14 protein-coding genes are annotated in these 10,523 nt (G+C 68.3%); 5 read left to right on the top strand and 9 right to left on the bottom strand.

All coding sequences use genetic code 11. The features are described 5' to 3' along the window. Together A5757_RS00760 and A5757_RS00755 are read right to left on the bottom strand one after the other, a co-directional pair. A partial coding sequence (locus tag A5757_RS00760; RefSeq protein WP_156618076.1) for a DUF222 domain-containing protein occupies positions 1-491 on the bottom strand: 491 nt, incomplete at its 3' end. A 71-nt stretch (positions 492-562) separates the two neighbouring features. Continuing rightward, the gene (locus tag A5757_RS00755; RefSeq protein WP_066828059.1) at positions 563-1,195 is read right to left on the bottom strand and encodes a TetR/AcrR family transcriptional regulator; all 633 of its coding nucleotides are present in this window, start codon (positions 1,193-1,195) and stop codon (positions 563-565) included. A gap of 64 nt (positions 1,196-1,259) precedes the next feature. On the opposite strand from A5757_RS00755, the gene A5757_RS00750 reads away from it, so the two are divergent. Continuing rightward, a complete protein-coding gene (locus A5757_RS00750) occupies positions 1,260-2,171 on the top strand; it encodes a diiron oxygenase (protein ID WP_066828058.1) in 912 nt (303 codons plus the stop codon). After that, positions 2,168-2,458 (top strand): DUF4873 domain-containing protein, encoded by a 291-nt coding sequence (locus tag A5757_RS00745; protein WP_066828057.1) that lies wholly within the window; start codon positions 2,168-2,170, stop codon positions 2,456-2,458. Before A5757_RS00750 ends, A5757_RS00745 begins: the two co-directional genes overlap by 4 nt. Here the strand turns inward: A5757_RS00745 and A5757_RS00740 are convergent. After that, positions 2,437-2,877 (bottom strand): SRPBCC domain-containing protein, encoded by a 441-nt coding sequence (locus A5757_RS00740; protein ID WP_066828056.1) that lies wholly within the window; start codon positions 2,875-2,877, stop codon positions 2,437-2,439. The genes A5757_RS00745 and A5757_RS00740 overlap by 22 nt on opposite strands. Further along, positions 2,874-3,206: a helix-turn-helix transcriptional regulator gene (locus tag A5757_RS00735; RefSeq protein WP_066828055.1), complete on the bottom strand. Its 333-nt coding sequence runs from the start codon at positions 3,204-3,206 to the stop codon at positions 2,874-2,876. The genes A5757_RS00740 and A5757_RS00735 overlap by 4 nt, the downstream gene beginning before the upstream one ends. A gap of 77 nt (positions 3,207-3,283) precedes the next feature. Between A5757_RS00735 and A5757_RS00730 the strand changes: the two genes are divergently transcribed. Continuing rightward, a complete protein-coding gene (locus A5757_RS00730) occupies positions 3,284-3,955 on the top strand; it encodes a DUF899 domain-containing protein (RefSeq protein ID WP_066828054.1) in 672 nt (223 codons plus the stop codon). A 9-nt stretch (positions 3,956-3,964) separates the two neighbouring features. Here the strand turns inward: A5757_RS00730 and A5757_RS00725 are convergent, their stop codons facing one another. The 5 genes from A5757_RS00725 to A5757_RS00705 form a co-directional block, all read right to left on the bottom strand. Then, complete coding sequence (locus A5757_RS00725) at positions 3,965-4,636, bottom strand: SDR family oxidoreductase (RefSeq protein ID WP_066828053.1); 672 nt, start codon at positions 4,634-4,636, stop codon at positions 3,965-3,967. Between the two features lie 108 nt (positions 4,637-4,744). Next, positions 4,745-5,413 (bottom strand): ABC transporter permease, encoded by a 669-nt coding sequence (locus A5757_RS00720; RefSeq protein ID WP_197497219.1) that lies wholly within the window; start codon positions 5,411-5,413, stop codon positions 4,745-4,747. Positions 5,414-5,562: 149 nt separating this feature from the next. Further along, the gene (locus A5757_RS00715) at positions 5,563-6,570 is read right to left on the bottom strand and encodes an aliphatic sulfonate ABC transporter substrate-binding protein (RefSeq protein ID WP_066828051.1); all 1,008 of its coding nucleotides are present in this window, start codon (positions 6,568-6,570) and stop codon (positions 5,563-5,565) included. Continuing rightward, the gene (locus A5757_RS00710) at positions 6,567-7,385 is read right to left on the bottom strand and encodes an ABC transporter ATP-binding protein (RefSeq protein ID WP_066828050.1); all 819 of its coding nucleotides are present in this window, start codon (positions 7,383-7,385) and stop codon (positions 6,567-6,569) included. The genes A5757_RS00715 and A5757_RS00710 overlap by 4 nt, the downstream gene beginning before the upstream one ends. Before the next feature lie 112 nt (positions 7,386-7,497). After that, positions 7,498-8,115, bottom strand: a complete 618-nt coding sequence (locus A5757_RS00705; RefSeq protein ID WP_066828049.1) for a dihydrofolate reductase family protein — start codon at positions 8,113-8,115, stop codon at positions 7,498-7,500. A gap of 509 nt (positions 8,116-8,624) precedes the next feature. Between A5757_RS00705 and A5757_RS00700 the strand changes: the two genes are divergently transcribed. Next, a complete protein-coding gene (locus A5757_RS00700; RefSeq protein ID WP_066828048.1) occupies positions 8,625-9,737 on the top strand; it encodes an alpha/beta hydrolase fold domain-containing protein in 1,113 nt (370 codons plus the stop codon). A gap of 42 nt (positions 9,738-9,779) precedes the next feature. After that, positions 9,780-10,520 carry a GAF and ANTAR domain-containing protein gene (locus A5757_RS00695; RefSeq protein ID WP_066828047.1) on the top strand — a complete coding sequence of 247 codons (741 nt, stop codon included), beginning with the start codon at positions 9,780-9,782 and terminating at the stop codon, positions 10,518-10,520. Positions 10,521-10,523 lie beyond the last annotated feature (3 nt).

Below are 10,523 nucleotides of genomic sequence, written 5' to 3'. Positions count from 1 at the left end.
GCGTCCAACCCGACGGCGACCTGGGCGAGGGTCTGTTCGGCGTCGGCGCGGGCGGTGGTGTCGACCCAGCCGGGCAGGGCTGTGAGGAACTTCTGGATCACCGCGACGTGCGCAGCACCGATGTCTCCGTCGGCCAGGGCTGCGGCGGTGTGTTCGAGTTCGGGCGTCAACGGCTCGCCGGTCAGGGTCCGTCGCGGACCGAGTTGGGCGGCGTCGCGCAACCGGTTCCCGGCGTCCTTCTCCGTCAGATGCAGCCGGGTGGCGACGACTTTGCGCAGCGAGCGTTCGCCGAACACCCGGGGATCGGCGTCGTCGGCGAAGGCCGCGAGCACGGTGTGGCTGAGTGCCAATTCTTGGCGCTGTGACCGTTCGAGGCGTTCGACCAGCGCGAGTCGTTCGGTGGTGGTCAGTGTTTCGTAGGGGAAGGCCGCCAGCTCGGCGCGCGCGGCGTCGAACCGCTCGAGTGCCGATTGCAGAGCTTCCCTGTCCATACTCGAACACTAGTACGAACCACCGACAAGCCGGATCGCCGAAAGCCGGTTATCCACAGGTACTTCGGGCGTCAGGCGGACATGCCCAGGAGGGGCGGGACCAGATAGCGGCGGGCGAACGCGCGCGCCGCATCGTCGTCGCCGAGGGCGACGTTCTGCGACGGCGTGAGCACGAACGAGACGATGATCCGCACCGTCACCTCCGCGACCTCCAGGAGTTCGAGCTGCGTGCGGGTGTCGTCGGGCAGGGCCACCGCCAGCTGATGGGCCAGGAACGACGACGAGGTCCTGATGACGCCGTCGCCCTCGACGGTGAGGAACGGGAGCATCGTCTCCGGTTCGGTGGCCAGCAGCCGCTGCAGCAGCGGGTGGCCGCGCAACGTGGTGAGCGTGAAGACGAAGCCCTCGACGAGCTTGTCTTCCGCACCGTGGTAGCGGCCGGCCTCGGCGGCCAGATCGGTGAGGAAGCGTTCGAGTTCGCGGAGCAGCACCGCCTCGACGATCGCGTCCTTGTTCGCGAAGTTGCGGTACAGCGTCACCCGCGCCAGGCCGGATCTGCGCGTGATGTCCTCGACCGTGGAGCGGCGGATTCCGATGAGTTCGAACTGTTTGAGGGCGGCGTCGAGTATCCGTTCAGCGTTTCCCTCGGGGGACGGCGCCCCGGACCGCTGCACGGCCTTGGCGAGGAGACCGCTGAATTTCATCGACCGCAGTCTATGTCCCCACCACCTATTGATACAGACGAACTGAAAATGTATCTTCGGTTTCATGACGATGGTTTCTCCAGGGAAGAGCGCGGTGGCGCCGAGCCGTGACGAGTTCTCCGACCGGTTGCTGCGGGGGTCGGCGAAGAAGTCGTACGCGCCGGTGGTCGACATCGACTGGGAATCGCCGATCGACCCGGACAGGTTCTTCCTGCCGCCCGAGGTCATATCGCTCTACGGCACGCCGCTGTGGGCCCAGATGTCCCATGAACAGCAGATCGAGCTCTCCCGGCAGGAGTTCGTCAACCTGCTGTCGGCCGGGATCTGGTTCGAGAACATCCTCAATCAGGCATTGCTGCGCGGGCTCATGCATGCCGACGTGACCTCACCGGCCACCCACTACTCCTTGACCGAACTCGGCGACGAGACCCGGCACATGGTGATGTTCGGCCGGGCGATCGGATACGTCGGCGGGAAACCGTTCCAGCCCAGCCGGTTGCAGCGCATGATCATCAACGCGCTGCCGTTGGGGTTCCGGGGTTCGGTGCTGTGGGTGGCCGCGCTGGTCGGTGAGGAGATCTTCGACGCCCTGCAGCGGCAAATCCTCGACGATCCCGAATTGCAGCCGATCGTGCGGCGGGTCATGCGGATCCACGTCACCGAGGAGGCGCGCCACATCCAGTTTGCCCGCGACGGCGCCCGCCGCGCGGTGCCGGAGCTGCGGCCGGTCAACCGCCTCCTGCTGGGCACAATCCACGGGGCGGGCGGGCCGTTCTACCGGTTCCTCTTCACCAATCCGGCGACCTACCGGCGCGTCGGTCTCGACGGCCGGGAAGCCCGGCGGCAGGCACGCGTTAACCCGCATTTCCGCAAGGTTCAGCGCCTCGGCTTCGCCCCGCTGGCGGCATTCCTCGAAGAGGTCGGCCTCATGAGCCGGCTCGGACGCCGGATGTGGCGGCGGAGCGGCTTCCTGTGAGCGCGGCCGATGAGGACGGTGTCTTCGACGGCGCTGCCGAACTCGACGTCGCGGGGCAGCGCTGCGGTGTCCGGGTGCGCCTCGCCGGTCACCTCAGCCCGATCGACGGCAGGTACCACTGGCAGGGTCTGGTCTACGGCGCGCCTGAGGATCTCGCGGCCGGGAAGGCGGCGCAGCTGTGGATCGGTGACCGCAGCGCCGAGGCCCGTCTCGTCGAGAGGATTCCGTCCGGGCAGCTGATGATCAGCGGGACCGGTTCTCCGCCTTACGATCTCGCCGCAAGCTGAGCGGCGAGCTGTTCGACGGTTGCGCGCCAGCCGCGGTGGAAGTCGTCGAACTCCGTCGACGGCACGAGTGAGTGCTCGATCGACATCAGTGTCTGATCGTCGTCCACGGCGGCGAACGCGACCTCGACGATGCTGACGACGGTGGGGTCCGGCCAGTTCGAGTTGCTCCACGTGAACCGCAGCAGCCGTGGTCGCTCGATGGCCAGGAACCGTCCGGTGATGAGCACCGCCACGCCCTCGTCGTCGACGTCGAACCGCACGGTCCCGCCGACACGGGGTTCGACCACCAGATCGACCACGCGGGTGGGCCGCGGACACATCCACTCCGTCGAGGACTCTCTGTCCAGCCACTCGTCGAACACCACGTCGGGTGGTGCCGGCATCACGCGCTGCACGCGTACCGTCACGGCCCCGCTCATCGGTGGCTCCGCTTACGGCGCAACCGCGCCTCGAGTGCTTCCGCGCGGGCGGACCAGAACTCCGTCTGCTCTTCCATCCATCGTTGCGCGGCGAACAGTCCATCAGGTCGCAGCGACAGCCAGTGTTCCCGTCCACGCACCTCCCGCTGGACCAGACCGGCCGATTCCAGAACGCCGATGTGGCGGGAGACGCCGGCGAAGCTCATCGGCAGTGGCGCAGCGAGATCCGTGATTCGGGCGTCGCCGCCGCGCAGCACCTCCAGTAGCCGGCGGCGGGTCGGATCGGCCAAGGCCGCGTACGCCCGGTCCAGCACCTGATCTTCAACCATCTTGTTGACTATAGCCCCGCCGCGTGCTGTATTGGATGACATCATTCAACTTGTTTGTTGAACGTCAGGAGTTCCGCATGCAGATTCCGCCGATCGTCTCCGCCACCGAGTGGGAGGCTGCCCATCAGCAGATGCTGGTCGAAGAGAAGGCGATGACCCGTGCGCGAGATCGGTTAGCCGCCAAGCGCAGACGGATGCCCTGGACGGAGGTGGCAACGTCCTACGCCTTCGATGGACCTGACGGCCGGGTGCACCTGCTCGACTTGTTCGAGGGCCGTAGGCAACTCATCGTCTACCGCGCGTTCGTCGATCCGGGTGTCCACGGATGGCCCGACCACGGGTGCGTGGGCTGCTCGCTGATGGCCGACCACATCGGTGATCTCGCCCATCTGAACGCGCGGGACACCACGCTCGTGTATGCCTCGCGCGCAACGCAATCCGACATCGAGCGGATCAAGGCGAAGATGGGCTGGACGATCCCGTGGTACACGATCGCCGACGATTTCGACGCGGACTTCGGTGTCGACCGGTGGCACGGCACCAACGCGTTCATCCGCGTGCCGCGGGACGGCGAAGACCGCGTCTACCGCACCTACTTCATCAACAACCGCGGCGACGAGGCGTTCGTCAACACATGGGCGTTCCTGGACATGACCGCACTCGGCCGGCAGGAGACCTGGGAGGATTCGCCGTCGGGCTATCCGCAGACGCCGCCGTACGAGTGGTGGTCATGGCACGACGAATACTGACCGAATCGGTCAGGCCGTCATCTGATAGTTCGCGCTGCCGACGTAGACCATGCCGGACGGGCTCGCCGTGGTGACGGACCGGACGATCGCGGCGGCGAACTCGTCGAGCGCCGGCAGCGGACCGGCGAGATTGCCCGACACCACGGTGAACGTGATTCCCGCGCGGGCGAACTCCAGCCGCATGGCCGACAGCGCGGTCTCCCCGGCGCGGATACCGGCCGCGACCGCCGCGTAGCCCTTGGGCACCGCCTTGTTCGGGAAGAAGTGCGCCTGATGGCTCGTGGCGAACACGATGCGTCCGCCCGCAGGCATCAGCGGCATGGCCAGCCGCGCCAGGCGTCGCTGCGCCTCCCGGTCGCCGCCGACGGCGTAGCGGGTGTCGCTGCCGGACCCGAGGCCGCCCGAGGCGTCGAGGATCATGGCGTCGAGGCGGCCGAACCGGGCCTTGATCGACGACATCATCGCCGCGGTGGCGGCGGAGTCGGAGATGTCGGCGGCCAGCGTCGAGGCGTGTCCACCGGCGTCGCGGATGGCGGTCGCGACGGCCTCCGCAGCTACGGCGTTCCTGCGGTAGTGCACGAGGACGTGGGTGTCAGCGCTGGCCAGACGGCGTGCGACCTGGGCTCCTACGCCTCGGGACGCGCCGGTCACCAGGACGATCCGCGCGGGTTGATTTCCCATTCGAGTTCCTTTCGTCGCCGGCTCGGGTCCCCACCGTACCGCAGAATCTAAGGAAAATAAGCGAAAGATAAGGTCACGGTAAGGCGACATCTTTGCTGCAGGCCCGGCTCATGCCCATCTCGTGATCGCCCACTTCTCGAATAGACCCAGTAAGGAGTCGGTGAGCTTGCCGAGAACGGCCAGCGAGAGGATTGCGAGGAAGATCCGGTCGATGCGCCCGTTCTGGCCGGAGTCCAGGAGCAGGAACCCCAGGCCCATCGAACTGGCGATCAGTTCCGCCGCCACGAGGAACAACCAGGACTGGGCGAGCGCTAGCCGCAGCGCCGACACCGTCGAGGGAACGACCGCGGGGAGCTGCACTGTCGCGAACAGCCGCCGTCCGTGCAGCCCGAAGGCGCGGCCCGCCTCGATGAGATGGGCATCGACATGGCGCAGCGCCGACCCGACGATCGTGTAGACGGGAAAGAACGCCCCGATCGCGATCAGGATGATCTTCGATTCCTCACCGATGCCGAACCACAGGATCAGCAGCGGGACCCAGGCCAGCGACGGCACCGCGCGCACACCGCCGAACGTCGGCGCCAGTAGCACGTTCGCCAGCCGGGACAGCCCCACGACCGCGCCGAGTAGCAGCCCGGCCGCCGCGCCGAAGGCGAACCCGACCACCACCCGCTGCGTCGAGATGGCGATGTAGTGGCCGTAGAGCCCGCGCTGGGCGAGGTCCACGCCGGCGGCCCACACCATCGCCGGGGACGGCAGCACCGACACCGCCACCATTCCCGACGTCGAAACCCATTGCCACACAGCCAGAATCAACGCGGGCACGAGTGCGCCGCCGGCAACTCGAAGCCATCGCCCGGGGCCCGCTGTACCGCCCGGTTCCCGGGCGGTCGTCGTCCTCGGCGAGTCCGACGTCTGCGCCGCGGTCACCCGAGGCGCGCCGCGTCGGCCTGTTCGGCGAAGCTGGGATCGATCAGCGTTGCCAGCGCGTCGTCGACCTGCTGCTGATTGGGTACGTCACCGAGCTCGACGAAGATCGGACCGATCTTCTCGAGCACCGCTAGCTGCGTCTGCCCGGGCACCTGGTTGACGTCGAGGTTGGAGCGCTCGGTGATGACCTTGGCGGCGACCGCGGGATCGAGACCGGCGACCTCGGCGAGGATCTGCGCCGTCTGGTCGGGGTTCTCCTGGGCCCACACCGCCGCTTTGGCGTACGCGTCGACGACGAGCTGGGCGAGTTCGGGCTTCTCGGCCAGGAAATCCTCGCGGGCGTTGAGGAACCCGTAGCTGTTCAGGTCGAGGTCGCGGTAGAACAGTGTCGCGCCGGTCTGCTCGGCGCCGGCCATGATCGGATCCAGTCCGGCCCACGCGTCGACCGAACCGTTCTGCAGGGCAGCCCAGCCGTCGGCGTGCTGGAGGTTCTGCACGGTGACGTCCTGCGCGGAGAGGCCGTTGGCCTCCAGGGCCTGCAGGAGGAAGAAGTAGGGGTCGGTGCCCTTGGTCGCGGCGACGCTCTTACCGCGCAGCTGAGCGACGGAGGTGATGTCGCTGCCCTGCGGGGAGACGAGCGCCGCCCACTCGGGCTGGGAGTAGATGGCGATCACCTTGATCGGAGAGCCGTTCGAACGGGCTAGCAGCGCAGCCGAACCCGCGGTGGAGCCGACGTCGATGGCGCCGGCCCGCAACGCCTCGTTGGCCTTATTGGAGCCGGCGGACTGCACCCAGTTGACCTTCAGGCCATGTGCTTCCAGCCAACCCTGCTCCTTGATGATCAGGCTGAGCGGGTTGTAGGTGGCGAAGTCGATGTCGAGGACCTGCCCCTGCAGCGGGTTGTCACCGTCACCGGCTGAGGTGTCGTCGCCCTCGCCGGAGACGCAACCGCTCAGCATGAGGACCAGGGCAATCAGGGCGGAGGCGATGGCTGGGGTTCTCATACTCTGCTGGCTCTGCTTTCGTGGAGGGCGGTGCTGGGGCGCTCGACGCCGAGGCCGTCGAGCAGGCGGACGCGCAGTTCGGCGAGATCGGCCGAACCACGGTCGCGGGGGCGGTCGCCGGGTACGACGACGGTCTGCTGGATGGACGCGCCGGGACGATCGTCGTCTCGCCCCAGGAGGATGACGCGGTCGGCCAGGTGCAGCGCTTCGTCAACATCGTGGGTGACGAGCAGAATCGTCGTGGGGGCCGCGGCGTGCAGGTCGAGCAGTAGATCCTGCATCTTGAGCCGGGTGAGCGCGTCGAGTGCGCCGAACGGTTCGTCGAGCAGTAGCACCCCGGGGTTGCGCGCCAGCGCCCGTGCGAGCGAGGTGCGCTGCGCCATTCCGCCGGACACCTCACGGGGGCGGTGGCCGGCGAATTCGGTCAATCCGACCAGGTCGAGCAAGGTGGCCACAGTCTCCCGGCCGGCGGCCGCAGACGTGTCCGGAGGCAGTCCGAGAGCGACGTTCTGGGCGATGCTTCGCCACGGCAGCAGGCGCGGCTCCTGGAAACCGACCGCGCAGCGCGGATCGAAGGACTCGGTCGGGGTGCCGTCGATGCGCACCGCCCCCTCTGTGGGCGCATCCAATCCGGCCACGATGCGCAGCAGCGTCGATTTTCCGCAGCCGCTCGTGCCGAGAATCGCGACGATCTCCCTGGGGCCCACTTCGAGATCGATATCGCGCAGGACCGCCCGGGGTCCGGAACGGCTCGCGACGAAGGAGCGGCCGAGGCGCTCGATCGACACGGCATAGGCGTGGACACGCGCGGGCATCGGGGCTCCAGCCAGGGGGGATCGCGCATCGGATCTCGATGCTGCACCGCATCGTGTGTCATGGCGCGCGCGGCGTCACGGGTTTACTCCACGGTGGTTTGAAGGGTTGCCGTCACCCGCGCAGCACCCGGTATCGCAGGTGGGCGACTCCGGGCGCGTGCAGCACCCGGGTGAGCTCCAGCCGCGGCACGCCGGGGTCGAACCCGTCGAACAGTCGCTCGCCCGCGCCCAGGATGACCGGACTGAGCTGCAGGTCGATCTCGTCGACGAGTCCGGCTCGGATTGCCTGGCGGGCGCATGACGCGCCGCCGGCGATCGAGATGTCCTTGTCGCCGGCCGCCGCCGCGGCCTGTGAATACGCGGCCTCGATGCCGTCGGTGACGAAGTGGAAGGTGGTGCCGCCGGCCTTTTCGATCGGCGGATGTGCGTGGTGGGTCAGGACGAACACCGGGCAGTGGTAAGGCGGGTTGTCGCCCCACCACCCCGACCAGTCGGAGCCGGCCCAATCGCCGCGGATCGGGCCGAACATGTTGCGGCCCATGATCGTGGCGCCCATACCGTCGAGCATCTCCGCGGCGACTCGGCGATTGACCGGGTGCTCCCGATCGGGGCCGATGTGCCAGCTGTGGAGTGCTTCTCCGCCGACGCCGAGCGGCGCGTCGATGCTCTGCGAGGGGCCGGCGACATAACCGTCCGCCGAGATCGACATCGAGAGGTTCGTACGCGTCACCGGTGCTCCGATCGAAATCGTGGGTCGTTGTCTAGGAGTGTGACCCTGCCTGGGCGGACAACTCATCGAACTTTCCCGATCCGCCGTCTCACCTGTGCCGATTCGGCTGTAATGCCGAGAGGGACCACGGCTGGGGGCGGCAATGGACAAGACGGTGGCATGGCGAGCGGTGCGCATCGGATCGGCGGCCGTCGCGCTGGGGGTCGGGGCGGCGATCGCCTCCGGACACGGTGTCGCAGCCGCCGAATCCGGCGTCAGCGCCGGTGCGGACAGTTCGGCGACCCAGACATCGGAGTCCGCGCAGGGCGTCTCCCGCGGCGTCACCCGAGGCGCGACCGGATCGTCGTCGGCCGACCGCACCGAGAGCCGGATGACCCGGTCGGAGCCCGACGACGACGAGTTGGCCGAACCGGAAGAATCGGCCGAGCCGATGCGCCGGCAGGTGACCCGGATGACCGTCCGCGCGTCCTCGCCGCGCGCCGCGGAGGACGAACCCGACCAGACTCCCGTTGACTCGCCTGCGTCTTGGGCGATGCTCGCCGGGGCCCGCCGGGGCCCGCCGGGAGATCGGCACGCCGTCCGCCGCGGAACTGCGCCCGGAGGAACCGCAGCCCCGGTACACGACCGTCGCCCCGGCGGCCGAGTTCACGGGGCAGTCGTCGCCGTTCAACGAGGTTCTGGTCGCCGGCCTGCGGGCGATCAAGCCGATCCTGGGGCTCGCCGGAATCGAGCTGAACGGGACGACCGCCCGGGTGCCGTTCTTCACCGACGGGATTCCGCCGGCCTTCGTCACGCAGGGGCTCGACGTCAGCAGCACCGACTACCACGGCTGGAAGGTGTGGACGTTGGCATCGCAGCGACCGTCCGAGAAGGTCGTCATCGGAGTGCACGGCGGCTCGTTCATCTCCACCGCCAGCCTCTTCCACTGGTGGATGTACGCCGATCTGGTGCGGGCCACCGATGCGACCGTCGTCGTCCCGCTGTACCCGCTGGCCGACGAGGACGGCACCGGCGGAACGGCGCGGACGGTCGTGCCCGGGATGGCCGACTTCATCGCTGACCAGGTGCTGGCCCACGGCTCGCGGAACGTCAGCGTGCTCGGCGATTCAGCGGGCGGGAACATTGCGCTCGCGGCCGCCCAGGAGCTGGTGCGTCGATGCGCCGGGGAGGACGGCTGCCTCGCCACGGTGCTGCCGGGGCACATCGTTCTGCTCGCACCCGCGCTCGATGCCGGCGCGGACAATCCGGCAATCGACCAGGTCGACGATCCGTTGCTGAATCCGGACAGCAGCAGGCGGAACGGCCGCTGGTGGGCCCGTGGCCTGGAGAGCCCCGAGGATCCCGACGGCACCCACCACCCGATGGCGAGTCCGCTGTTCGGTTCGCTCGAGGATCTGCCGCCGGTCGCTGTCTACGCGGGGTCACGGGATCTGCGCACTCCGGACGTCCTCGTCCTGCAACAGCGGGTGGCGGCGACGCCGGGAGCCGACTTCACGTTCCGGCTCCGGTCCGGACAGATCCACGACTGGATGATCTTCGGATTTCTCCCGGATGCGCAGGCCGAACGCCCCAACGTCTACCGCGATCTGGGATTGAGGAGCGCGGTCGCACCGTTCTACTAGTATCCAGCGGTTGGCTGCAGCCTGAGAGGACCGTTTCTTGCAATGACCGATGCTCGACCTGATGAGTTCGACCGACTCGAGAGCGCGGCCGACGCGATTGAGTCCCTGATGTCCCTCTTCGCCTCCGAAGAGCCCCTCGACGAAGCCCTGAACCGGGTCGCCTCGTCGGGCGCCGACGCGATCGCCGACGCCGATGCGGTCAGCATCAGCGTGCTGACCGACCAGGCGCCGCGCACCGTCGCGTACACCGACGGGCAGGTGCTCGAACTGGATCACGTGCAGTATTCGACGGGACGCGGACCCTGCCTCGACGCGGCGGAACGCCGCACACCGGTCCGCGTCGGGATGGATGCCATGGACGAGCGGTGGCCGGAGTTCGTGGTCGCCGCCCGGGCGTGCGGAATCAGCGCGACCCTGTCGGTGCCGCTGCTCGTCGACCGGGTGGACGACGATTCCGAGCTGGTCGGATCGCTCAACGTCTACAGCAGGACCGCCACCGCGTTCGATCCCTTCGACGAGACGCTCATGCGGCTGTACATGCTCTCGGCCGGGTACGCCATCACCAGCGCCCGACGCCTGCAGCGCTACCGCGAGAAGGTCGATCAGCTGCGGGAGGCGCTCACGTCGCGTTCGGCCATCGACCAGGCCAAGGGCGCGCTGCGGGCGATCCACGGGTGCAGCGAGGACGAGGCCTTCCAGCGGTTGGTCACCGAGTCCCAGCACAACAACGTCAAGCTGCACAACGTGGCCCGCGCCTTCCTGGAATCGCTCTCCAAGAACTGATCT

It is taken from the genome of Mycobacterium sp. 852013-51886_SCH5428379 (assembly GCF_001665575.1).
Lineage (GTDB): Bacteria > Actinomycetota > Actinomycetes > Mycobacteriales > Mycobacteriaceae > Mycobacterium.
The sequence above is the reverse complement of the archived record's forward strand: the minus strand, read 5'-3'. Positions and strand labels throughout refer to the sequence as shown.